The organism is Nostoc sp. FACHB-280 (assembly GCF_014697615.1).
In the GTDB taxonomy this organism is placed as follows: Bacteria; Cyanobacteriota; Cyanobacteriia; order Cyanobacteriales; family Nostocaceae; genus Nostoc_B.
In genome coordinates this window covers 35622-61912 of sequence record NZ_JACJSD010000017.1, presented here as the reverse complement: position 1 = coordinate 61912, position 26291 = coordinate 35622, and the positions used below count along the sequence as shown (strand labels likewise).

Here is a 26291-nt window from a genome sequence, read left to right as displayed (position 1 = left end):
GATGAATAGATTTGGCATTACTTACTAACTTAGATAGTAAAGCTTGCATTTTTAAATCATAAATTTGAGCGAACACAGTTTACTGTTTACTCTGATGAGTATTCCATAAACTGCGGATTTATTTTGCTTACATGCAGCTAAAAAATAGGTTATTGGAGGAGATAAAATGCCAACTCCCATTGCAGAACAAAATCTACCCTTTTTAGAGAAGGTAAAACAAAATAGTGGTTTAGCTGACCTTTACGACGCTAGGGATATTACAGAAGTAGTATTTCGAGTTATGCGTGACTTGATGACTACAGAAGCCGCCGACCGAGTTGAAGGTGAACTACATAAACCAGCCGAAGAAACTGAAGACAAATCTCTGCAAATTGAAATTGCCGAACTGTGGCATGATACCAATCCGATTGTCAGCTTTTTGAGTCGGGTACGTCCACCCTGGCAAGGCCCTGGCATCTTTAAAATTGATAGCGATCGCTTCTTATTCCGCGTTGCCAATGAAGGCACTATGCCACCGAATGTAGACCGCGAACAAGTTGTCAAAGCTGTTTTTTCTGCGACTAAAGACGAACTGTCACAAGAAAGAATTCAAGAAATTGCTAGTTGGCTTCCAGATAGAGTTCGTCAACTTTGGGAAGAAGCTTAGATTTCCAATCTAGCTAACTGAAATATTTGAATTATGAATTGTCATTAGTTATTTGTTCTTGATCAACACAAATCCTAATGACAAATAACAAAATTTTTCGATAGTTATTAATACCCAATTTACTCAGGAGGAAAATCTAAATATGAGTTCTCAAAAATTACGGAAATTGACTGGAATATTCAGTGCTGTTTGCGGTGGTTTATTAATTAGTGTACCTGCAATCTCGCAAACAGCAGTAGCCCAACAATCACCTACTGTCACACCACAACAATCTACTTCTAAGGTGAACCCTTGCCCTAGTATTTTTTATGAAGAGCCACACAATAACCGAGTTGTAGTACCGCAAGGATGTCCACCGAATGCCCTCACTCAAAGATTAGCTAATCAAGGGCTTTTACCTGCAAATGGCACCCCAACTACCTCTTCTACATATCAAACAGGATTAGGTGTGGGTGGTGAAACACCGCAAGCTGGTGGAACACTGAATCCTTGTCCGCGGATTTACTATGAAGAACCTTTTAACAGCAGAAATGTTGTACCTCAAGGTTGCCCACCTAATGCTTTCTCTCAAGGACAAGGAAACATTTCTAGCCAAGGTGTACCAGTAACTCCACAGGCTTCTATAAGTGGAACTACTACGCCTCAAACTACATTGCCATCTCCAGGAGAAACATCAAATCAAGGTGTACCAGTCAATCCCCAGGTATCTACCAGCGAAACTACCACCACTCAAACCCCTTCACCATCCCAACAACAAACACCCAGCGCAACGATCGCCCTGGCTAATGGTAAAGTTGATGTGAAATTAATTAACGATACTGGCGCTAAAGTTACTTACCAAGTTATTGGCGATACAGAAGCGCGATCGCTTGAAGGTAAGTCAAATGTCATGTTACAAGGTATCAGCGCCCCAGTTACAGTCACATTCCAACGCGAAGACGGTGGACTACTGTTAGTCATACCCCAAGCTTCTACTACACAACCAGGAATGTTAGAAGTAACTTTAAATGAAGCAACTGACTTAAGCCAAGATACTAAGGCTATGCGAATTCAACAAAACGGTTCAGTATTCTTGAATTAGTTTTGATTGGCAGTAGGAGAAGACATCTTTTTGATGCTATGTAGAGACGTTGTATACAACGTCTCTACATAATTTACAAATTAGTACCTTCGGTAGTTGATGACGGTAACAACGGTTCTGGTTGTGGTACTGGTTGAGGATTTAACAATTGCTGCCAATTTTTAATTTGTTCTTGTGCTGTACTGTAAGCACTCGTACCTCTAGGAACCAACTGAGCAGTTTCAATGGCTTTGCTGAGATTAGAACTACTCTGAGAGCGAGCCAAGTCTAATAACTGTTGACTCCATTGGTCAATAGCGACATTTGCATCCAAGCGCAGAATATTACTGCTGGGGACTTTATTCGCTAACCGAATTGCCTCAACTAAGGCATCTGGTGTACCCACAGCTGCAACTTGTCTGGCTCTGCTCCAGTTATCTTTAGCGCGAATTTGTCCTCGCCAATCATCAATAGCTGCTTGAGCTTCACCAGAAAGCGCCCTTCCTGAAGATGCAATTGTCTGTGCGGCGTTAATTGCGGCGTTTAAATCTCCAGTTTGAGCCAAATCTCTTGCTTGGTCTAAGTATGGTTGGTCTTGGATGCGTTCTATTTTCGCCGTCCAACTGTTAATTCTTCTGCGTGCTTCTGGGAATAATGCCCGACCTTTACGGATTTGGCTGGCTTCTGCGATCGCAGCTTGTAAAGAGTTGATATCTTCTAATAAGGCTATTTGTTCAGCACGTTCTAAGTAGGGACGGTCTTCAATGGTTTCCACTTGAGCTTGCCAACGCCCAACTTCTTGCCTAGCTTCGGAAGCTCGCGGATTATTAGAGGGAATTTGTTGTGCTTCAATAATTGCTGCTGCTAAATCGTTAATTGTACCTTGGCTGGCTAATGTGCGTGCTTTTTCTAGACGGCCAACATCTTCTATTTCCAACTGCCAACGCGCAATTAATTGTTGGGCTTTGTTATAGTTGGCGCGGGAAGGGTCTATTTCTTGCGCTTGGGCGATCGCAGTTTCTAAACTAGAAACTGTACCTAGCCATGCACTGCGTTGGGCATCTGCTAAAGCAATAAAATCTTCGATATCTGCTTGTAATTTAGTAATATCCGGAATTTGTCGTGCAATTTCTAAAGCTGCATCTGCATCTTTGGCATCCATCTTAGCTTGGGCCAATTCCAGCATTTTGCGTCCATATAAAGGAATCGACTCTTGGGCTTTATCATAAAAATAACTGTCTTTGCCAATCGATTCCGCTATTTTGATTGCTTCTAATAAATTATCTACTACTTTGGTTTTGGCTAAACTATCAGCTTTATCTAACTTATCGCCATCTTCCCGCACCGATACAATCAAGCGGTTGATTTGGTCGTATTTAGTACTTGACCAATATTTATTATCTACCCGCAGTAATTTCGCTGCCAATAATGAGGCTGATTGCCAGCGTCTTTGCTGCAATTCTTCTTGTACTGCTTGATAAATTTCGTCAGCTTTAGCCCAAATTGATTCCCACTTAGCAATTTTTTCATCTACTAACTTATATACAGGCAAGTCTTGGGGAATTTTTTGGGCTGTGGTAATTGCTTCTTCTAAATCTCCGGCTTGAAAACTTTGATCTGCTAACTGTAAAATATCCCGCGACCACTCCTCAATAAACCGATCAATTTCTCCCCGCAGTGGGTGGTTTTCTGGTAACTGTTTAACTAAGGCGATCGCTTGTAATAAATCATTGACTGTCTGCTTAGAAGCCGCCAACTGAGCGCAGTGTAACCGCACCGAAGCACTAGCCAACGGCCAAAAAATCGACGGACAGTTAGGAGCAGCAGGCAACTTTAACAGCATTGCCATTGCAATAAACCCGATACTGCCAGGAATCAAGGCTAACATTGTTGCCCATAACACCCAGCTTTTCATCCAGCGTGGCAAAGGTCTGGAACGTTTACTAGGTGGAATGGTTTCGGCGGAATGATGATCTATTATTGGTAATCCTTCTGGATTATTTTCTGTTTGTTGTTTCACTGACTTAGAGTTAGAACCAGTAGCTGGGATGCCAAATGCTTGCGTTTCACCGAAGTGTGGTGTTCGGTTTGTGTGATCTGGCTCTCTAGCTCTAGCTGGAGACCAATCTTCTGGAATATCCCGCTCTGTCATCTCTCACACCAAAAATTTATTAAATAGTTATTGGCTCTAGGTCAAACAATTTTGGATTTTGGATTTTAGATTTACCTTACCCACAAGAGGGATATAGTTTAACAATTTTATATAGGTTCTACCCTAACGTAGCGGAGCTGGAACCAAAAAACCAATCTAAAATCCAAAATTCCAAACCTCAAATTCGCAGGGTCAACAATTCAGTTGTTGCCATAGTAACTTTCTCATTGTGAAAAAGCTACTGTTTTTCCGAACTTTCTCCTGGTATACCTTTAACCTTGGCTAAAATCAGTGTTATTTTATACTTAATTTTCAACCAGAAGATTCTGCCTGTAAATCAACAATTAATTGTGCTAAGTGATCACTACTTGCTTGATAAACTCTGCTACAAAAATCGCAAGTAGCCTCAGCACCATTATCTTTCGCAATCATGTCTTGTAATTCCGCTTCTCCTAAAATCTTAAGTGCGCTCAATACCCGATCAAAAGAACAACTGCAATGAAAACGCAACATCTGAGTTTCGGGAAATATCGACAAACCCATATCTCCCAACAAATCAGTAAAAATTTCTGGTAGGGTCTTACCTGCTTGTAACAATGGGGTAAATCCTGATAAGGCAGCCACCCTTGATTCTAAAGTTTCTATTAAAGCTTCATCTCTAGCTGCTTTTGGTAAAACTTGGACTAACAATCCTCCAGCCGCAGTTACTCCAGTCGCACCCACAAACACACCTAATACTAAAGCTGATGGTGTTTGTTCAGAATTTACTAGGTAATGCGCCACATCATCGCCAATTTCTCCAGATACTAGTTCCACCGTACTAGAGTAAGGATAACCATAACCAATATCTCGAACTACATAGAGGTAGCCACTGCCGACTGCACCGCCAACATCAAGTTTACCTTTAGCATTAGGTGGCAGTTCTACAGACGGGTTGCTGACATAACCCCGCACTGTTCCATCCAAGCCCGCATCTACCAATATACCACCCAAAGGGCCATCGCCTTTCACCCGGATATTAATCCTCGAACCAGCACGCTTCATACTAGAAGCCATTAATAAACCTGCTGCCATAGTCCGTCCTAGTGCGGCTGTTGCCACATAAGAAAGTTGATGACGCTGCCGAGCCTCTTCTGTCAAGCGCGTAGTGATGACACCCACTGCACGAATCCCACCTTCGGCTGCTGTTGCGCGAATTAACTGATCCGCCATGAAAAAACCTTACATTTCTTAACAACTTCACTGTTTCTATTCTAAGTTCTCAGTTACCATCCAGGTGGGTGGATGCTCAGTGGCGACGCATTTGCAATACTAGAAATACAATTCATTCAAGAATCGAGAAGTCAGGATTCAGAATGCAGAATTTTATGGCTTCTCGCTTTTGAATACTTTTTTGTCGTCCTCATCTTTACAATTCGCAAAAAATGCTAGGTCATTTTCAACAAAGCCAACTACGGATAGAAATCGCCGCATCAGCTAACGCCATTGGTGATAGCTTGCTACGTCCAGCACAATTAGAAAAATGGCTCTTAGGGCAACGTTTTAACCCCGGAATGCCCGAAGAAATTTATCCAGGATTCCAGTTTACAAGCTGGACTGGCCCTGTCTCCATTCATCATCAGGTGGATGTAGTACAGCCCAATTGTCTGCGGTTACTACTCAGTGGTGGTATTGACGGTTTTCACGAATGGTACTGGGGCGAAGGTTGGGTACAGTCCCGCTTAGAAGGCATTTCAATGTTACCCATAAACTTAGGTCAAACCTTGAGTTTATTGAGTTTACGGCAGTTTTTAGCTCAGGCAGAAAAAAGGTAAGAGTTGGGATATTCAGTAGTAATCCTCAAGCTTTTCTAGCTCTGGCTGCTTTCAGAAGGCGGATTATTTCTTCAACTACTATCTCATCTCTTTGTCTACAGGCGATCGCATAGTAAAGTGCTGTATGTCCATATATATCTTTGGCATTAACATCAACACCTAGTTCCAGTAATCGGCGAACAGCATCTATATTTAAGGTTAAAACTGCCAGCATTAAAACACTTTCGCCTCTACTAGAACTACCATTTAAATTAGCTCCAGCTTCAATTAATACTTGAAAAATAGCATAATCAATACTAGCTAAACTTATGGAAACCATTAAGGGTGTATATTCCCAGCCTTCTTCTACTTTTAAATTTGGATTTGCCCCAGCTTTTAATAAAAGCTCGACGGCTAATAATTGATTATTTCTGATAGCTTTATGTAAAGCTGCTTCACCATTAGAACTAATGGCATCTATTTTTATACCTTGAGAAAGTGCATGATGAAGAGCATCAATATTTCCATCAAAAGCATCGTCTACAAATAATTCTACAGCATGATTATTTTTTCTTTGACTATAAATAATACCTTCAGGTAATACTTCTTCTGCTATTTCTCTAAATTCAGGAAGAGTTAAGGGTGATAAATAATTAAATATCTCTGTCCAGCCTTGACGCGCAGCAACCAATAGAGCAAAATCGTAACCACTAGCTATTTTATTAACATCTAGTCCAGATTCAACCAGGAATTTTACATAGTCAAGATTTCCCGCCCAGACTATATCCATCAATATAGTATCTCCCTCTTCATCTGTTTCATACACATCAAAAAAATCAGTTTCTATTAAATTACTAAAAACTTCTAATGTCGCTTGATGACGGCTTTCTTCTTCATCTCGCGGATGTTTTTGTAATTTTGTATATTCTGCTAATTTTTGGTCGCGTAATTCAAAAAACATTGTGATTATATATTAATAGCAGAAGAGATTTTTTCTGAAATATATTCTGGTAATTTTGTATAATAGCTGCAATATAAATAAGCGTAATTTGGATTGAAGCACGAAACCCAAAATCCAGATAATTTGGCATTGTTGGGTTCCACTTCGTTACACCCAACCTACACGTAGTTTATTTTCTTAGATTGAAAAAATAGGAATTAAAGTTGGCTTGGGTCAATTCCTTGCTGTTGTAACTTAGTTAATAAATTTTGCAATTGTTCTTCTGCGGTTTGGTATCGGTTGCCATTTTCGTCATACCAAAATAACCATTCTCGTGTTCTTCCTTGATAAGTACCCTGTTCCCTTCCAATACCTAAACCAATTTCTGGCAACCAAACTTTATCCCCTAGTTGTAAAATATATTTACCTTCAACTAACCGATAAACTTCTAAACGTTGCCGCTTACGACGTAGACGTGTTGGTGCATAAATCACGTAATATAAAATCCCTAATTCAGCATAATCAATTTTTTTCTGTTCATATTCGCCGTTATAAGTTTGAGAAACAACTTCTAAGGCTAGAGTAGGTGCAATACCTTCTTCCTCCCAAAAAACATAGCTAGAACGTCCATTTTCACCAACAAAACGTTCTACACCTAAACTCAAAAATCCATCAGGAACGATGGCAGATTTAGCAGGTGCATAATAAATTGCCATATTAATCCCGAAAAACCAATCATCACGGTTTTGCCAGATATTAGCTAAGATAGCTAATAGTAAATTAGGAATTAAAATTTGTAGTTCGTTATCCACAGGGGTATCATCAGAATCTGGCAATTCTGCCGATGAAGGTAAACATTCTAATGGATCATAGTTATACATAATACCTTCGCAGTTGAGATTTATAGTGTTTCCTACTCCTGTTATTTGGAAAGATTAGCGAAGAATTTTATGTTCACGCAAAGGCACAAAGGTGCAAAGAGAAAAAATATCAGCAAAAGAGAGTTTTGGGGTAGTTGTAGTCATATTGCTGTTACTACCATTGTTAATTTTTACTTGGCTTCACCACTAATACAGAACAATTAGCTTCTTCTACTACTTGACTACTCACGGAACCCTGGACAATGCGTTTCATCCCAGTTAATCCGCGACTTCCAATAATAATTAAATCAGCTTTATAAATATTAGCTAGGCGAATAATTTCATCGGCAGGTTCGCCAGTGACTAATTCTACTGCACTGTGAATCGATATTTTTTCTTTGTAAGATTGCAGTTGTTTTTCTATTTGGAAATAAGATAATGCTGGAGATTCTGGATGAGGACGATCTGCGGGTAGTTCCATCTCTGAGTCTGGTGTCGGAAATACATGACACAAAACGACTTTGGTTTCTGGTGATAATACCAACTCATCCAAAACCTGCATAACACGTTCTGCAATATCCGAACCATCCAGAGCTACCAATATATTATTCAGCACTGCCCTCGTCTCCTCAAAAGTAGACCCCTGAAACTCTAGTTCTTACACCAATAATATTACTGATGGAAGCTCAGGTTTATCTTATTTTATGTATGCTTGGCGATCGCTAATTGCTTTGCCGCAATACAGTTTAATTTTCTAGTGTGCAGCCCCAGGTTAGTTTTTACTAAAAGTGTTGGAAAAAATTAAGCATTCCCCATTACTCATCTTTTTGAATCCGCCGCCGGACTGAATCAGCGTGGGAAGGTAGTCCTTCTGCTGTTGCTAGTGCGTCAATTGCGCCAGCCATTTTTTGCAGGGCTGTGGGTGAGTATTGAATAATACTAGAGTGTTTGAGAAAGGTTTCTACACTTAAAGCTGAAGTATAACGAGCCGCGCCAGAGGTAGGTAAGGTATGGTTTGGCCCTGCTAAATAGTCACCAACAGCTTCTGGTGTGGAGTAGCCTAAAAATATTGCCCCAGCATGGCGGATTTGCGGCAAAATTGCCCAAGGATCTTTGACTTCCAACTCCAAATGTTCCGGCGCAAATTCATTGGAGAGTTCTGCTGCGGCTGCGAAAGATTCTACCAGCACAATTAAGCCGTAGTGAGCGATCGCTTTTTCTGTATCAATCCGCCTGGGGTGATCAACTAATTGTCTTTCCACCGCGACTTGGACATTTTTCGCCAAAGCCGGATCTGTAGTTAATAAAATTGCTGCTGCCATTGGATCATGTTCGGCTTGGGCTAACATATCAGCAGCCACATGCACCGGATTGGCAAATTCATCGGCAATAATTAACACTTCGCTCGGCCCTGCCAGCATATCAATGCCCACGGTACCATAAACGAGTTTTTTGGCTAAGGTGACGTAAATATTGCCTGGCCCGGTAATCACATTAACTTTCGGAATTGTTTCTGTCCCATAGGCTAAAGCGGCGATCGCTTGCGCCCCGCCAACGCGGTAAATTTCTTCTATTCCGGTTTCTTGGGCCGCCACTAGTACAGATGGGCTAATTACTTTCCCCGCCCCTGGTGGTGTCACCATCACAATTCGCGGTACACCAGCCACCTTCGCTGGAATAGCATTCATTAACACCGTACTGGGATAAGCCGCACGACCACCAGGAACATATATCCCGGCTCGGTCTACTGGGGTGTAGCGTTTGCCCAAGACTACATCATCTTCCCCAAAGTTGACCCAGCTTTTGGGGACACGTTGACGGTGAAATGCTTCAATTTGACGAGCCGCTAACTGAATCGCTTGGAGCAATTCTTTAGAGACTTGCTGATACGCCGTATCTAGTTCCGAACCCGTAACGCGCAGTTCTTCCAGCTTTAAGGTTTGGTGGTCAAATTCAGCCGTATAGTGCAGCACAGCTTTGTCGCCTTGGCGCTTTACCGCTTGCAACACTTCCCGCACCGTGGCTTCTTTATGAACCACTTGTTCGTCATGGGTGCGATCGCAGATACGTTGTAGTTCTGCTTTAACATCTGCCTGCTGAGTAATGATTCGCAGCATGGAGTAAGGAAAATGCCAAAATTTTAGATTATTCCCGCTTGAGAATTAGTCTGACTCTTGACCCCCAAGAGGGAAGAGTTTCGCTTTAATTCTCATCTTTAGCTTAACCTGGATTTTTTTGATACTCCCCAGGATGCCAGCACATGGGTGAGTTAATTTAGATGATCGAATTGCCTCAGTTCGACTTGCCTAGTGGGCTTTTGGATAGAAAGCAGGAGTGTAATTCTACCTATCTTTTCCCCCTATGCCTTACTTTCTGTGGTTTTCTTATGTCGATACATCCTGATTTGCCAATCCAAAAGTCAGTATAGGGTCTGAGTATAGTTATTACTTATTTGATTATTTATTCAGGTACTTTATTCTAGCTTATTTCCAGGGTTCGGCACAGAACTTCATTGACCTACCAGACGCAATCAGACTAAAAATCAAGGGTGTAGATGTTCAAAATCCTTACACCCCTAAACCCTCACACCCTTACACCCATTCTTCACAGACAACCTTTGAGCATCATTCCGCCCCCCACCCCCTTCAAACCAAAGCAAGATTTTTTTGAGAAATTCTGATATTGGCAAGATGAATGCTATATTAGTAAATCTAGTAGTGTGTGTACATATTAAATAGTCTTTTTGGAATCGACTGTGGCGAATACAAAGTCTGCTCTTAAACGCGCCAATATCGCAGAACGCAATCGGCTGCGGAATAAAACTTACAAATCAGCTGTTAAGACGCTGATGAAGAAATACTTTACTGTGGTAGAAACCTACGCAGCTAATCCTACACCCGAACTCAAACAAGAGGTAGAAGTGCGGCTGGCTGAGGCTTACAGCAAAATCGATAAAGCTGTAAAGCGGGGCATTCTGCATCCTAACAACGGTGCTAGGAAAAAATCGAGATTGGCTCATAAACTCAAGCCACTCGCAACCGCACAGTAGTAGTCATTAGTCATGTGTCATTAGTTATGCGTTGCAGCAAAGACTAATGACACATGACAAAGCACAAAAGACAAAATGCAGCTGATTGACACCCACGTTCATCTTAACTTTGATAACTTCCAGCCAGATTTAGCGTCCGTACGATCGCGGTGGCAAGCAGCAGGAGTAGTGCATTTAGTACATTCCTGTGTAGAACCATCAGAGTTCTCCAGCATTCAAGCAATTGCCCAGCAATTTCCTGAACTAAGTTTTGCTGTAGGTTTACATCCTTTGGATGCCGAACAATGGCAAAGTGACACAGCCGAGAAAATTAAACACTTGGCAAGTTCCGAACCGAAAGTAGTGGCAATTGGGGAAATGGGGCTGGATTACTACAAAGCCGAAAACTATGAGCAGCAGCGCATGGTATTTACCGAGCAATTAGCGATCGCATCAGCACTCAATTTGCCCGTGATTATTCACTGTCGAGATGCGGCCAGTGATGTCAGGGAAATTTTGCAAAAATGGCAGGAAATTACAGGCGGAAGAATGCGGGGTGTAATGCACTGCTGGGGTGGTACACCAGAGGAAACCCAATGGTTTTTGGATCTGGGTTTTTATATTAGCTTTAGCGGGACTGTAACATTCAAAAACGCTAAAGAAATTCACGCCTCAGCCGCGATGGTAAGTAGCGATCGCCTATTAATAGAAACAGACTGTCCTTTTTTGGCTCCTGTTCCCAAACGGGGGGAAAAACGCAATGAACCAGCTTATGTCCGCTATGTAGCAGAAAAATTAGCCGAATTGCGGGGAGAGACTGTAGAAGCGATCGCCCACCAAACCACGCAAAACGCTTGTCAACTATTTGGACTGAATCTCTAAGTAATTAACTACTGCAATTTTTGGGTGTGTACCAAGAATGAAAAACTCAGGAGGATAAAAATATGCTAATATTAATGCCTCCAAAACATTTTGCTTGCGTCATAATGATAAAGGAAGAAACCACAAACTTTTAAGCTTAATATATTGTTATCAACTTGACCATCCTCCACTCTCCACACACGGATGCTCGGAATCACTAAATCACCATAGCAACCGAAATTGAACTAAAATTTGGCAAAATATACCCTGCTTTGTATCTAAAACTATAGAAAATTGTTAAAAGTACTTGTCTTGTGAGTAAAGCCCACCAAAATAGAGCCATTTTGATTCAAAGCCAGCATGGCGCGGCCGATTATCATTATCTTTTGATATTGCCGTGAAAATCAGCTTGCTTATTTTAAAGATTTAAGATGCAAAAATTTTGAGCTGCGTAAGCTACTTACGAGCTTTGGAGGGGAAGTGAGGAAAGTAAATCAAAGGCAGAAATATCTCAACCTGTCGTTGAGAAATCAAGTTAATAGCTGGTTTATAACCTCTATTAATAGCTTGCAAGGGCGTTTACCCCCCTTGTCAAAGTTACCCTGTCCAGATTAAAAAAATGCTGCGGTTATCAGTATGAATTAATAACAGGTGGCACAAGGAGTAATTCCCCAATAGCTACGGACACTGACGCGGATCAAGCACCATCCCCTAGCAGTGTCCTCTAAAAGTTTAACCAGGTTGACAAAGGTAGAGGCATGAATAAAGACAAATATATGGAACCCGCCTTTTTGTTGCCCGACTTGATTGAAATTCAGCGAGCAAGCTTTCGCTGGTTTTTAGAAGAAGGGTTAATAGAAGAACTAAACTCATTTAGTCCTATTACAGACTATACAGGCAAATTAGAACTGCACTTTTTAGGACAGAATTATAAACTTAAGGAGCCGAAGTACAGCGTAGAAGAAGCAAAACGGCGGGATAGCACCTACGCAGTGCAAATGTATGTTCCCACACGCCTGTTGAACAAAGAAACAGGGGACATTAAAGAACAAGAAGTATTTATTGGTGATTTGCCGTTAATGACCGATCGCGGCACGTTCATTATTAACGGAGCCGAGCGCGTAATTGTCAACCAAATAGTGCGATCGCCTGGAGTTTACTACAAATCGGAAATCGATAAAAACGGTCGGCGGACATATTCTGCCAGCCTCATTCCTAACCGGGGTGCATGGCTGAAATTTGAAACTGACCGAAACGATTTGGTATGGGTACGGATTGATAAAACCCGGAAACTCTCAGCGCAAGTACTTCTAAAAGCCTTGGGTTTATCAGATAACGAAATTTTTGATGCCCTACGTCACCCAGAATATTTCCAAAAAACCATCGAAAAAGAAGGGCAATTCTCAGAAGAAGAAGCCCTGATGGAGTTGTATCGTAAACTCCGTCCCGGTGAACCACCCACCGTCTTAGGTGGACAACAACTCCTAGATTCTCGCTTCTTCGACCCCAAACGTTATGACTTGGGTCGAGTCGGTCGCTATAAACTCAACAAAAAACTCCGGTTGTCAGTTCCCGATACCATGCGTGTCCTGACCCCTGGTGATATTTTGTCAGCCGTCGATTACCTGATCAACCTGGAATACGACATCGGTAGTATAGACGACATTGACCACTTAGGCAATCGCCGCGTCAGAAGTGTGGGCGAATTGCTGCAAAACCAAGTCAGAGTAGGTTTAAACCGTTTAGAACGGATTATTCGGGAACGGATGACCGTATCTGATGCCGAAGTTTTGACACCAGCATCTCTGGTCAACCCCAAACCTCTGGTAGCAGCCATTAAAGAATTCTTTGGTTCCAGCCAATTAAGCCAGTTCATGGATCAAACCAATCCCTTGGCGGAACTGACCCACAAACGCCGACTTTCAGCTTTAGGCCCTGGCGGTCTGACCAGAGAACGGGCAGGGTTTGCGGTGCGGGATATTCACCCCTCCCACTACGGACGGATTTGTCCCATCGAAACTCCTGAAGGTCCCAACGCGGGTTTGATTGGTTCCTTGGCTACCCATGCCCGTGTTAACCAGTACGGCTTTTTAGAAACACCATTCCGTCCTGTAGAAAATGCACGAGTCAGATTTGATCTAGCACCCGTGTATATGACTGCCGATGAAGAAGATGATCTGCGGGTCGCACCAGGAGACATCCCCGTTGATGAAAATGGCTACATCATTGGGCCACAAGTACCAGTTCGTTACCGCCAAGAATTCTCCACCACCACACCAGAACAGGTAGACTACGTAGCGGTTTCCCCAGTACAGATTGTCTCGGTGGCGACCAGTATGATTCCCTTCTTGGAACATGACGACGCGAACCGGGCGCTGATGGGTTCTAACATGCAACGTCAAGCAGTACCTTTGCTAAAACCAGAACGCCCCTTAGTGGGAACTGGTTTGGAAGCTCAAGGCGCGAGAGACTCCGGGATGGTGATTGTTTCCCGGACAGACGGAGATGTTACCTACGTAGACGCGACAGAAATTCGTGTACGTCCCAAACCAAACGCACCGGAAATTAGATACACCGTTTCTAAATACCAACGTTCTAACCAAGATACCTGTTTGAACCAAAAACCCTTGGTACGGATTGGGGAACGGGTAGTAGCTGGACAAGTACTAGCAGATGGTTCCTCCACCGAAGGCGGTGAATTGGCGCTGGGACAAAACATTGTCGTCGCTTATATGCCTTGGGAAGGCTATAACTACGAAGACGCAATTTTGATTTCGGAACGGTTGGTACAAGATGACGTTTACACCTCAATTCACATTGAAAAATATGAAATTGAGGCTCGCCAAACCAAACTAGGCCCAGAAGAAATCACCAGAGAAATTCCCAACGTCGGGGAAGATGCTTTACGCCAGTTAGATGAACAAGGCATTATCCGCATTGGGGCTTGGGTAGAATCAGGCGATATCTTAGTCGGTAAAGTTACACCCAAAGGTGAATCTGACCAACCACCAGAAGAAAAACTCTTACGTGCCATCTTCGGGGAAAAAGCGCGGGATGTGCGGGATAATTCCTTGCGCGTACCAAACGGTGAAAAAGGGCGGGTAGTTGACGTGCGCTTGTTCACTCGTGAACAAGGGGATGAGCTACCACCGGGAGCCAACATGGTAGTGCGGGTATATGTCGCTCAGAAGCGGAAAATCCAAGTCGGGGATAAAATGGCGGGTCGCCACGGTAATAAAGGGATTATTTCGCGGATTTTGCCACTGGAAGACATGCCTTACTTACCAGATGGTTCCCCAGTAGACATCGTACTCAACCCCTTGGGCGTACCCAGCCGGATGAACGTCGGACAAGTATTTGAGTGTCTGCTGGGTTGGGCTGGTCATACCTTGGGTGTGCGCTTTAAGATAGTTCCCTTTGATGAAATGTATGGGGAAGAATCATCGCGCCGCATTGTGCATGGCAAATTGCAAGAAGCAAGGGACGAAACAGGTAAAGACTGGGTATATAACCCCGATGACCCCGGCAAAATCATGGTGTTTGATGGCCGTACCGGCGAACCCTTTGATCGACCTGTGACCGTTGGTGTAGCTTATATGCTGAAACTGGTGCATTTGGTGGATGACAAGATTCACGCTCGTTCCACAGGCCCGTACTCCTTGGTTACACAGCAACCCTTGGGTGGAAAAGCTCAACAAGGTGGTCAGAGGTTTGGGGAAATGGAAGTGTGGGCGTTGGAAGCCTTTGGCGCAGCTTACACCTTACAGGAATTGCTGACAGTGAAATCCGACGATATGCAGGGACGAAATGAAGCCTTAAATGCGATCGTTAAAGGTAAGGCAATTCCCCGACCAGGTACACCAGAATCCTTTAAGGTGTTGATGCGAGAATTGCAATCCTTGGGGTTAGATATTGCGGTTCATAAAGTAGAAACCCAAGCTGATGGTAGTTCTTTAGATGTGGAAGTCGATTTAATGGCAGACCAGTCAGCCAGACGCACACCACCACGTCCAACTTACGAATCTCTCTCCCGTGAATCGTTAGACGACGACGAGTAGAGAGTGCTGAGTTTTGAGTGCTGAGTATTGCACATCTCAGTATTTGGCACTCAAAACAGGAAATTTCTTGATTACTTTTAACTGAATACTTTACTTATAACTCAACACTTAAGTATGAGAGCAGCCCAAACTAATCAGTTTGACTACGTAAAAATCGGTTTGGCATCACCAGAACGCATTCGGCAATGGGGCGAACGCACCCTACCCAATGGTCAATTAGTAGGTGAAGTCACCAAACCAGAAACGATTAACTACCGGACTTTAAAGCCAGAGATGGATGGCTTATTTTGTGAGCGCATCTTTGGCCCCGCAAAAGATTGGGAATGTCACTGTGGTAAGTACAAGAGAGTCCGCCACAGAGGCATTGTTTGTGAACGTTGTGGGGTAGAAGTCACCGAGTCTAGAGTGCGCCGCCACCGGATGGGGTATATCAAACTGGCTGCGCCTGTAGCTCACGTTTGGTATCTCAAAGGCATCCCCAGTTATATTGCCATCCTGTTGGATATGCCTTTGCGGGATGTAGAACAAATAGTGTATTTCAACTCTTATGTTGTTCTCAGCCCGGGTAATGCCGAAACTTTAACTTATAAGCAACTACTGAGCGAAGACCAGTGGTTGGAAATTGAAGACCAAATTTACAGCGAAGATTCTACCTTACAAGGGGTAGAGGTGGGCATTGGTGCAGAAGCACTGCTGCGCTTGTTAGCTGATATTAATTTAGAACAAGAAGCAGAAAGCCTGCGGGAAGAGATTAGCACAGCCAAAGGTCAAAAACGCGCCAAATTAATTAAACGGTTGCGGGTAATTGATAACTTCATTGCGACTGGTTCTAAACCAGAGTGGATGGTGATGACCGTCATCCCCGTGATTCCGCCGGACTTGCGCCCAATGGTGCAACTTGATGGTGGACGGTTTGCAACCAGCGACTTGAATGATTTATACAGACGTGTAATCAACCGCAACAACCGTCTGGCACGCCTACAAGAGATTTTGGCACCAGAAATTATTGTGCGGAACGAAAAGCGGATGCTGCAAGAAGCAGTAGACGCACTGATTGATAACGGTCGTCGGGGTCGGACGGTAGTTGGTGCTAATAACCGACCACTAAAATCTTTGTCTGACATTATTGAGGGTAAGCAAGGACGTTTCCGGCAAAACTTGTTAGGTAAACGGGTCGACTACTCTGGACGTTCGGTAATTGTGGTGGGGCCGAAACTGAATATTCACCAGTGCGGCTTACCCAGAGAAATGGCGATCGAGTTATTTCAACCGTTTGTGATTAACCGCTTAATTCGTAGCGGGATGGTGAATAACATTAAAGCAGCGAAAAAGCTGATTTCTCGTTCTGATCCAAGTGTTTGGGATGTGTTGGAAGAGGTGATCGAAGGACACCCTGTGATGCTCAACCGCGCACCCACACTACACCGTCTGGGGATTCAAGCTTTTGAACCAATTTTGGTGGAAGGGCGAGCCATTCAATTACATCCTTTGGTTTGTCCGGCGTTTAACGCTGACTTTGACGGCGACCAAATGGCGGTACACGTACCACTGTCTTTAGAAAGTCAGGCGGAAGCAAGGTTGTTGATGTTGGCTTCTAATAATATTCTGTCGCCAGCTACAGGTAAACCGATCATTACACCTAGCCAAGATATGGTACTAGGTGCTTACTACCTGACCGCAGAAAATCCCCACGCGACAAAAGGTGCTGGTAAATACTTTGCTTCGCTTGAGGATGTGATTATGGCCTTTGAGCAACAGCAAGTAGACTTACACGCCTATATCTACGTGCGGTTTGATGGTGAGGTTGAATCAGATCAACCTGATACAGAACCCTTGGAAGTAACCAATAACGATGACGGTACCCGGACATTACTGTATAAGTTCCGCCGAGTTCGAGAAGACTCCCAAGGAAATTTGATTTCTCAGTACATACGCACAACACCTGGCCGCGTTATTTACAACAAGGCAATTCAGGAAGCACTAGTAAGTTAAAAGTAAAAAGGCAAAAAGCAAAAGAAAAAAGTAATTTTACCTTTTTACTTTTGCCTTTTGACTTCTATTGACTAAGGACGAATGACTAATGACTAACGAAAAAAAAGTTTTTCGCAATCGCGTAGTTGATAAAGGTCAACTGAGAAATTTGATTTCTTGGGCGTTTACCAACTACGGTACGGCGCGAACCGCAGTGATGGCGGACAAACTCAAAGATTTAGGGTTCCGCTACGCTACTAGGGCTGGGGTTTCCATCAGTGTGGATGATTTGATGGTACCACCAAGCAAGCGCAGTCTTTTGGAAGCCGCCGAAGAAGAAATTCGGGCGACAGAAGCTCGTTATCAACGGGGCGAAATCACAGAAGTAGAACGTTTCCAAAAAGTAATTGACACTTGGAACGGTACGAGTGAAGCTCTCAAAGATGAGGTAGTGGTTCACTTCAAGAAAACCAATCCCCTCAACTCTGTGTACATGATGGCGTTTTCGGGAGCGCGGGGTAATATTTCCCAAGTCCGTCAGTTGGTAGGGATGCGGGGGTTGATGGCAGATCCCCAAGGGGAAATTATTGACTTACCAATTAAAACTAACTTCCGGGAAGGTTTAACTGTTACAGAATATATTATTTCTTCTTACGGTGCGCGGAAAGGCTTGGTAGATACGGCGCTGCGGACGGCTGACTCTGGGTATTTGACTCGCCGTCTTGTGGACGTATCTCAAGATGTGATTATTCGGGAATTTGATTGCGGTACTACCAGAGGTATTCCGATCAAAGCCATGACTGAAGGTAGCAAAACCTTGATTCCTCTGGCGACTCGCTTGATGGGACGGGTAATTGGGGAAGATGTAGTTCACCCTACTACGGGCGAAATTATCGCACCCCGCAATACTCCAGTTTCTGATGACTTGGCGAAAGACATTCAAAAAGCTGGGGTAACACAAGTGGTAGTGCGATCGCCTCTTACCTGCGAAGCCGCCCGTTCTGTATGTCAACATTGCTACGGCTGGAGTTTGGCACATGCCAAGATGGTAGACTTGGGCGAAGCTGTGGGCATCATTGCGGCGCAAAGTATCGGTGAACCCGGCACGCAGCTGACCATGCGGACATTCCACACAGGTGGGGTATTCACTGGGGAAGTTGCTCAACAAGTACGCTCCAAAATGGCTGGGACAGTCAAGATTCCTCGCAAGTTGCGGACAAGACCCTACCGTACCCGCCACGGTGAAGATGCTTTGTATGTGGAAGCTAACGGCATCTTAATTTTAGAACCTAAAAAAGAAGGTGGCGAAACTCCCGTTAACCAAGAAATTCAAGTTACCCAAGGTTCCACACTATACATCACTGATGGTCAACAGGTAAAACAAGGTCAGTTATTGGCAGAAGTCGCCATTGGGGGACGGACAACTCGCACCAACACTGAAAAAGCGGTGAAAGATGTGGCCTCGGATTTGGCTGGGGAAGTGAAATTTGCCGATGTGGTCGCAGAACAAAAAACCGACCGTCAAGGTAACACCACAACCACAGCCGCTAGAGGTGGTTTGATTTGGATTTTATCTGGGGAAGTTTATAACTTACCCCCTGGTGCAGAATTGGTCGTGAATAATGGCGATCGCATCGATAGCAACGGTGTGTTAGCGGAAACCAAACTCACCAGCCAGCATGGTGGTGTAGTGCGTTTACCCGAAGCTACCCCCGGCAAGAGTACCAGAGAAATTGAAATCATTACCGCTTCGGTGGTTCTAGACCAAGCCGCCGTTACAGTTAACAGTTCTCAAGGACGCAACAACTACTTAATTACCACTGGGAACAACCAGGAATTTAACCTCCGAGCCACCCCAGGCACAAAAGTGCAGAATGGTCAAGTGGTTGCAGAATTAATTGATGACCGCTATCGCACAACCACTGGTGGCTTTTTGAAATTCGCTGGGTTAGAAGTCCAGAAGAAAGGCAAAGCCAAACAAGGTTATGAAGTGGTACAAGGCGGTACCATCCTGTGGATTCCCGAAGAAACCCACGAAGTTAACAAAGATATCTCGCTGCTGTTGGTAGAAGATGGTCAGTTTGTCGAAGCTGGTTCTGAGGTCGTCAAAGATATCTTCTGTCAAAACAGTGGTGTCGTCGAAGTCACCCAGAAAAACGACATTTTGCGGGAAGTAGTGGTTAAACCCGGCGAACTGCTGATGGTGGATGATCCAGAAGCGGTGATTGGCCGAGATAATACCTTTGTCCAACCAGGAGAAGAACTGTTGGGACAAACCTTTACCGAGTTGCGCTACATCCAGTATGTAGAATCTCCCGAAGGCCCAGCATTGTTAAGCCGTCCTGTAGTGGAATTTGCTGTACCTAATACCCCAGATGTACCTTCAACTACATCTGTAAGTCAGCAAACCGGACGTTCAATTCAATTACGTGCCGTACAGCGCCTACCTTACAAAGATTCTGAGCGGGTCAAATCGGTGGAAGGTGTGGAACTGCTGCGGACTCAGTTAGTTTTGGAAATTGAGCAAGAAGGCGAACAAGACCACAATGCTTCGCCGTTAGCTGCCGATATTGAATTGATTCCTGACGCAGAAGATTCAGAAATCCAACGCTTGCAGCTAGTGATTTTGGAATCATTAGTAATTCGCCGTGACATTGTAGCAGATGCTACCCAAGGTAGTACCCAAACTAGTTTGGAAGTCAAAGATGGCGACACAATTGCCCCTGGGGCTGTAGTTGCACGTACCCAAATCTTGTGTAAAGAAGGTGGGATTGTGCGCGGTGTCCAAAAAGGCACAGAAGCGGTACGCCGTTGCTTAGTATTGCGCCACAGCGATATGAACACCGTGACAACGGCTGCACAACCCAAGGTGAAAGTCGGCAATTTGCTGGTAGAAGGTGCAGAAATCGCCCCCGGTGTATTTGCCGAAGAATCTGGGGAAGTTGTAGAGGTGAAGAGTGCGCCTCCCGCAGCTGCTGGTGATGAATCAGCCCTCAGTACCCAGAATTATCGGGTGACAATTCGTGCTGGCCGTCCTTACCGAGTCAGTCCTGGCGCGGTGTTGCAAATAGAAGATGGCGATTTGGTACAGCGCGGCGATAACTTAGTGCTGTTGGTCTTTGAACGCGCCAAAACCGGAGACATCATTCAAGGTTTGCCACGGATTGAAGAACTTCTAGAAGCGCGGAAACCAAAAGAAGCATGTATTTTGGTACGCCGTGGTGGAGAAGTCAAGGTGGTTTATGGTGATGGCGATGAAGCGATCGCTGTGAAGATTGTCGAGTCTAATGGTGTAGTCAGTGACTATCCCCTTGGCCCTGGACAAAACCTGATTGTTCCCGACGGTTCTCATGTCGCCGCCGGACAACCAATCACAGATGGCCCCTCCAACCCCCACGAAATTCTGGAAATCTTCTTCAGCTTGGGTTCTGAGGATGGAGTCTACGCCTGCGCCAGCCATGCGCTACAGAAAGTGCAAACCTTCTTGGTGAACGAAGTGCAGTTAGTTTATCAGTCCCAAGGGATTGATATTGCCGACAAACACATTGAAGTAATTGTCCGCCAGATGACCAACAAAGTGCGGATTGATGATGGTGGTGATACTACCATGCTTCCTGGTGAGTTGGTGGAACTGCGCCAAGTTGAACAAGTTAACGAAGCAATGGCCATTACTGGTGGTGCAAGAGCGCAATACACACCAGTGTTGTTAGGGATCACCAAAGCATCTTTGAATACAGACAGCTTTATCTCGGCTGCGTCCTTCCAAGAAACAACCAGAGTTTTGACGGAAGCAGCAATTGAAGGTAAATCTGACTGGCTGCGGGGTCTGAAAGAGAACGTAATTATCGGACGCTTGATTCCGGCGGGTACTGGGTACAATACTTATGACGAACCTGGTGCGATCGATGATTACTCAACTTTGGATACTACCAGTGTCTTGGATGAAGTTGATGATCCTCTGGATATGGTGTTAGACGATCGCACCGCCCGCGCCTACAATTTAGATGCGCCTTCCCTGACTGAAGGTACTTATGGTAGCCGACGCACAGGATCAATTTTGGATGAAGATGATTTGATTATCGACGGAGTTCATGAAGTCCACGACCTCATACCTGATGACGAAGAGGATGAATATGAGGAAGTTGACGAAGATGATGATTTCGATATGTAAATCCTCAGTGAATAATTAGTAGAAAAGGCAAGAGAAAAGTTTCTTTTGCCTTTTTCTTTTGACGATTTTGAGAAAATTATGTTTTATCCACAAACATAGTCTTAAACTATGCTTCGACTGTTATATAGTAATTTTCATGGTCATGAATTACAAAAGAAAATAATTAACCGCCGATAAACGCCGATGAATTTTTTGTAGACAATTTAAATTAACAATATTTTATATATGAATAACGAAATAAATAATCCGTCTTTAGCAAATTTAGAATATTTTCCTTGCATTGATGCTGAGGGAAAACTCCCGGAAATATTTCAAGGAAAAATCGGTGTGTATGCAATTTTTAATCATGATCAATTGCTACAATTTGTCGGGTATTCTCGTGATGTTTATTTGAGTTTGCAACAACATTTAGTGCGTCAACCAGAACAATGTTATTGGGTGAAGGTGCAAACTATTGAACGTCCTAGTCGGACAGTTTTAGAAAATATTGAAAATGCTTGGATTGCTGAAAATGGCACAATACCTGCGGGCAATGGTGACAATAAAGAGAAATGGACACAACCCATTAACGTCAAAAATTTAATGACAGCAGAAGAACAAGCGAGTTATGACAATCCTGCTAATGATGAGTTGGCACAAATCAAAGTTGTCAAAAATGTGGCGCGAAGGGTAGAAGCGGAAATTTTCAAAGTTTTAGAATCTCGTGGTTTGCAATTACAACTGCGTTTTAATCCTAAATTGAAGGAAGAAGGATTACTTGATTTGAAGTCTTAATACCAAGTTGTATAGCAATCCTAAATGAGTCGTGAATAAACATAGATATGGAAACGAACCGCCCTCCGGGTTCAGCAGTTCCTCATGGGGGAAACCCCCAAGACCGGACTGCTTCACCAAGAACGCCAAGGACGCAAAGGTAAGAAAGAAGAAAAAGATATAGAAATTTTACAAATGATTTAGGACTGCTATAGAGACGTTATTAGGACTTATGCAAAAATCCTCTCAAATCCTCTTAACTTCGTGTCCTTTGCGCCCTTTGCGGTTCGTTTTTTCATGATTTTGCGTAAGTCCTAACGTGATTATTTCCATTCTCCTTGTAAGGTAAAACCAGCCCAGTAATAAGGTGCAGAATAGTTTTCATCTCGCCACAGTTCTAACCTTGCTTCTCGCAGTGCCGCTGCTGGAGTTAATCCCTGTTTGAGAATTTTGGTATAAAATGTCTTCATTAATTGGGATGTCGCTTCATCATCAACATTCCATAAACTGACTAACACACGCGGACTACCAGCATACATAAATCCTCTGGCTAATCCTACTAATCCTTCGCCTTTGATTTGTTGACTCAAGCCAGTCTCGCAAGCACTGAGGACAATTAATTCGGCTGGTAGTTTGAGATTAAAAATATCTTGCAGACGCAAAAAGCCATTTTGCAACATTCCTTTTTCGTCAAATAGTGACAGCACTACACCAGATAAAGCCGGATTTTTGGTATCTAAAATACCGTGGGTAGCAAAATGAATGATCCGGTATTCACTAAGTTGAGAACTAGTGACAAAAGCCCGGTTAGCAGCAAAGTCTAATGCTTGCAGAGTTAGAGATTTTGGGACTAAAGCTAAAATTCCCTCGGCTTCTTGACGAGTGAAAAGTAAACGCTCAAAAGAGAAATTGGGATTGATCAGAGGAATGTTTTGCTTGGGTATGGGTTGATGGATAATTTTATTCAGGCGATCGTCATCATAGCTAAATACAGCATCTGCAATCACAGCTAAGGTTTTGGGGGGTGTTTTGCGTTCTTTGTGTTCGCGCCTGATGACGGCTAGAGTAGAAGCTGATGGTATATAAAGAATTTCGTTGCTTTCTAGCAGAGGTTTAAAGTTTTTACCTGATGTTCCGGGTTGCGCTAAGGCAGAAAATGGCAGATATTGTAAAGCACCATCACCGACAATTACCAGCCGCTTGTTTTTGATTTTTTCGGCGACTGGTTCTAACAGCATTTGATTGAGTTTTGCGAGTACTTCGTAACTACTAAAAGTGCCTAAACCAGAACTTGCATCTATTTTGATGTTGGCTGTCAGACTGTAATAACGTATTTTCAATAAATAGTTAAATTGTTTAACGACCTTTTCAATATCAGCACGTTTAGGTAACTCATAACTACTAATACTGGTTTTGCTAACTGCCCATAAATAGCTGCGTTCTTCACCCAAAGCGTATTCTAATAACAGCGTTTCGTCATCTAGTACTTGCTGTTGAATTTCTTTGAGAGAAAGAGGTTGGGGTTGAGTAAGGGCAGCATATTTGGGACTAGTAAATCTGATTTTGGCTTGGACTTCTTGATATTCTTTGAGAAGCGATGTTAATTCGTTTTCCAGGGCTTGGGCTTGTTCTGGGGTGTATTGACCACTGTTATAGAGTTCTAAACGCAGTTTCTCTGTTGCATTCAGCCGTTGTTGCAAGTTTTGTTCTGCTTCTAGTAATTTAGGTTCGACACCTTGGCGAATATCCGCGTTAGCTTCTATGAGTAGTTCCAACAAACTGCGAGAACGATATTTTTCACTACTTTGTAATGCTAAAGCATCATAGCCTTGGCGGGGATATTTTTTGTGCAACTGCATTAATAAGTCATTGGCAAACTCGTAAATAGTTTGTTGGGAGGCGAAATAAGATGTACGTAGTTGTTCGTTGGTAATTTTAGTCCGTAGGTTTTCGATAATTTTGATAGCTGCTTCAACTTGAACTAGCGATTCTTTGAGGTTGCCCCTATTACGTTCTAAATAAGCAATATTGTAGAGGGTGATGGCTTCCCCAGCTTTATCTTTCATTTGCTGTCTGAGAGGCAGTGACTGGTTGTAGTATGCCAAGGCTTGCTGTGTATTTCCAAGAACAGTGTAGATACCACCAATGTTATTCAAGGTTGTTGCTTCCCCGGCTTTGTCGCTGACTTGCCGTGATAAAAATAAAGATTGGTTGTAGTATTTGAGTGCCTCTTGTTTTTCGCCTAATGAGTCATAAACACGGCCGATGTTGTTGAGGGTAACAGCTTCGCCTGTTCTATCTCTGACTTGCCGCCTCAAGGGCATAGACTGATTGTAGTATTTAAGTGCTTGCTGTTTGTCTCCCAATAAGTCATAGACACGGCCGATGTTATTGAGGGTAACAGCTTCGCCTGTTTTATCTCCTATTTGCCGCCTCAAGGGTAGAGATTGGTTGTAGTATTTTAAAGCTTGCTGTTTATCGCCCAAGGCAGAGTAAATACCACCAAGGTTATTGAGAGTTGTAGCTTCTCCAGCTTTATCCCCTACTTCTCGTGAAAGAGCTAGGGATTGGTTATAAAATTCTAGAGCTTGCTGTTTGTCTCCTAACCCATCGTAGACTCCACCAATGTTGTTGAGAGTAGTAGCTTCGCCTGTTCTATCTCCGACTTTTCGTCTTAAAGGCAAAGATTGATTGTAGTATTTGAGTGCCTGCTGTTTGTCCGCTAGAGAATCATAGACACGGCCAATATTATTGAGAGTAACGGCTTGTCCAGTTTTATCTCCGACTTTTCTGGATAAGTTTAAGGACTGGTTGTAATAGTTGAGTGCTTGCTGTTTATCCCCTAACGCATCGTAGATCCCAGCGATATTGTTGAGAGTGATGGCCTCGCCGGTGGAATCTCCGACTTGCCGTCTTAACGACATAGATTGGTTATAGTAAATTAATGCCTGCTGTTTATCTCCTAACGCATCGTAGATTCCACCAATGTTGTTAAGAGTGGCTGCTTGTCCGGCTTTATCTCCGACTTGTTGTGATAAAGGTAGAGATTTGCTGTAGTATGTCAAAGCTTGCTGTTTTTCTCCCAAAGCATCGTAAACACCGCCGATATTGTTGAGAGTGATTGCTTCTTGAGCTTTATCGCCCATTTTGCGTGAGATGGGTAGGGACTGATTATAGTATTTGAGTGCTTGCTGTTTCTCTCCCAAGGCGTTGTAGACACTACCAATGTTATTGAGAGTTATGGCTTGCCAAAGTTGATCTCCTAGTTCTTGTGATAGACTTAGAGACTGGTTGTAGTAATTTAATGCTTTTTGTTTTTCTCCCAAAGCATCATAGACTCCACCGATGTTATTGAGAGTTACTGCTTGACCAGCTACATCTTTTAATTGCTCTCGAAGAGATAAAGATTGGTTAAAAAATATTAAAGCTTGCTCTTTATCACCTAAAGCATTGTAAATAAACCCAAGCTCGTTGAGTGTGGTGGATTGTTGTTTGATGTTTGCAGTTTGTTGCCAGAGTTTTAAAGCAGTTTCAAATTTAGCGATCGCTTGCCGGAAAGATTGTGCTGTTCCTAGTTTGAGTAACTCTTCTCCTTCTTTAAATATTTGTTCGGCGTTAGAAGAGTATATCTCTGACGAATCTATTTGTGCTTGTTGGGTAATTTTGAGGGCATAATCTCTAGCAGCTACACCTGGTTCAGCAAACATTGTGATGCTGACTAAGAGAAGGGAAAGGTGGCTGGTAAACGCTACTAAAAATCTTCTTGGTTTCTGGTGACGTTTGATTCTCTTAGTCATAACAGCATTTGTTCACAAGAATTTGTGTCTGCTTCACTATACTTTTAGGCATTGGTAAGCTGAGAATTTTTAATAAAAAAACCCGACTATAGATAGATGACATTACTATTTCTCGTAATTCTAAGTAGGGAATAATTGCTTTGAATTCAAAAACTGGAATATACTATCACCTATTTCCCAAAAATCTTTGTATTATGTATT

At 43.3% G+C, this 26291-nt stretch carries 16 protein-coding genes; 9 read left to right on the top strand and 7 right to left on the bottom strand.

Annotated elements, in window-relative coordinates:
- Nucleotides 1-166: 166 nt before the first annotated feature.
- Both H6G75_RS14450 and H6G75_RS14445 read left to right on the top strand, forming a co-directional pair.
- The gene (locus tag H6G75_RS14450; protein ID WP_190980741.1) at nucleotides 167-646 is read left to right on the top strand and encodes a DUF2267 domain-containing protein; all 480 of its coding nucleotides are present in this window, start codon (nucleotides 167-169) and stop codon (nucleotides 644-646) included.
- A 142-nt stretch (nucleotides 647-788) separates the two neighbouring features.
- Complete coding sequence (locus H6G75_RS14445; protein ID WP_190980740.1) at nucleotides 789-1727, top strand: hypothetical protein; 939 nt, start codon at nucleotides 789-791, stop codon at nucleotides 1725-1727.
- A gap of 73 nt (nucleotides 1728-1800) precedes the next feature.
- Here the strand turns inward: H6G75_RS14445 and H6G75_RS14440 are convergent, their stop codons facing one another.
- Together H6G75_RS14440 and hslO are read right to left on the bottom strand one after the other, a co-directional pair.
- The gene (locus H6G75_RS14440; RefSeq protein ID WP_190980739.1) at nucleotides 1801-3858 is read right to left on the bottom strand and encodes a chromosome segregation ATPase; all 2058 of its coding nucleotides are present in this window, start codon (nucleotides 3856-3858) and stop codon (nucleotides 1801-1803) included.
- A gap of 312 nt (nucleotides 3859-4170) precedes the next feature.
- Nucleotides 4171-5070, bottom strand: a complete 900-nt coding sequence (gene hslO / locus H6G75_RS14435) for an Hsp33 family molecular chaperone HslO (RefSeq protein ID WP_190980738.1) — start codon at nucleotides 5068-5070, stop codon at nucleotides 4171-4173.
- 212 nt (nucleotides 5071-5282) lie between these two features.
- Here hslO and H6G75_RS14430 point away from each other — a divergent pair, with 212 nt between their 5' ends.
- Complete coding sequence (locus H6G75_RS14430) at nucleotides 5283-5672, top strand: hypothetical protein (RefSeq protein WP_190980737.1); 390 nt, start codon at nucleotides 5283-5285, stop codon at nucleotides 5670-5672.
- A gap of 25 nt (nucleotides 5673-5697) precedes the next feature.
- On the opposite strand, the gene H6G75_RS14425 is transcribed toward H6G75_RS14430, so the two are convergent.
- From H6G75_RS14425 to hisD, 4 genes are all read right to left on the bottom strand, one after another.
- Entirely contained in the window at nucleotides 5698-6612 is a 915-nt protein-coding gene (locus H6G75_RS14425) for an ankyrin repeat domain-containing protein (RefSeq protein ID WP_190980736.1), read from the bottom strand.
- 197 nt (nucleotides 6613-6809) lie between these two features.
- Nucleotides 6810-7472, bottom strand: a complete 663-nt coding sequence (locus tag H6G75_RS14420) for a Uma2 family endonuclease (RefSeq protein WP_190980735.1) — start codon at nucleotides 7470-7472, stop codon at nucleotides 6810-6812.
- Nucleotides 7473-7635: 163 nt separating this feature from the next.
- Nucleotides 7636-8067 (bottom strand): universal stress protein, encoded by a 432-nt coding sequence (locus tag H6G75_RS14415; RefSeq protein ID WP_190980734.1) that lies wholly within the window; start codon nucleotides 8065-8067, stop codon nucleotides 7636-7638.
- Between the two features lie 199 nt (nucleotides 8068-8266).
- Nucleotides 8267-9568 (bottom strand): histidinol dehydrogenase, encoded by a 1302-nt coding sequence (gene hisD, locus H6G75_RS14410; protein ID WP_190980733.1) that lies wholly within the window; start codon nucleotides 9566-9568, stop codon nucleotides 8267-8269.
- Nucleotides 9569-10206: 638 nt separating this feature from the next.
- Here hisD and rpsT point away from each other — a divergent pair.
- The 6 genes from rpsT (at nucleotide 10207) to H6G75_RS14380 (ending at nucleotide 22314) form a co-directional block, all read left to right on the top strand.
- Nucleotides 10207-10500 (top strand): 30S ribosomal protein S20, encoded by a 294-nt coding sequence (rpsT, locus tag H6G75_RS14405; RefSeq protein ID WP_190980732.1) that lies wholly within the window; start codon nucleotides 10207-10209, stop codon nucleotides 10498-10500.
- A gap of 75 nt (nucleotides 10501-10575) precedes the next feature.
- Entirely contained in the window at nucleotides 10576-11361 is a 786-nt protein-coding gene (locus H6G75_RS14400; RefSeq protein WP_190980731.1) for a TatD family hydrolase, read from the top strand.
- 737 nt (nucleotides 11362-12098) lie between these two features.
- Complete coding sequence (gene rpoB / locus H6G75_RS14395) at nucleotides 12099-15398, top strand: DNA-directed RNA polymerase subunit beta (RefSeq protein WP_190980730.1); 3300 nt, start codon at nucleotides 12099-12101, stop codon at nucleotides 15396-15398.
- A gap of 114 nt (nucleotides 15399-15512) precedes the next feature.
- Nucleotides 15513-17390, top strand: a complete 1878-nt coding sequence (locus H6G75_RS33535; RefSeq protein WP_190968152.1) for a DNA-directed RNA polymerase subunit gamma — start codon at nucleotides 15513-15515, stop codon at nucleotides 17388-17390.
- Between the two features lie 88 nt (nucleotides 17391-17478).
- Nucleotides 17479-21540, top strand: coding sequence for a DNA-directed RNA polymerase subunit beta'' (locus H6G75_RS33530; protein ID WP_190980729.1), 4062 nt, complete (start codon nucleotides 17479-17481; stop codon nucleotides 21538-21540).
- A 225-nt stretch (nucleotides 21541-21765) separates the two neighbouring features.
- Complete coding sequence (locus tag H6G75_RS14380) at nucleotides 21766-22314, top strand: GIY-YIG nuclease family protein (RefSeq protein ID WP_190980728.1); 549 nt, start codon at nucleotides 21766-21768, stop codon at nucleotides 22312-22314.
- Between the two features lie 302 nt (nucleotides 22315-22616).
- Here H6G75_RS14380 and H6G75_RS14375 read toward each other — a convergent pair whose 3' ends face one another.
- Complete coding sequence (locus tag H6G75_RS14375; protein WP_190980727.1) at nucleotides 22617-26090, bottom strand: CHAT domain-containing tetratricopeptide repeat protein; 3474 nt, start codon at nucleotides 26088-26090, stop codon at nucleotides 22617-22619.
- Nucleotides 26091-26291 lie beyond the last annotated feature (201 nt).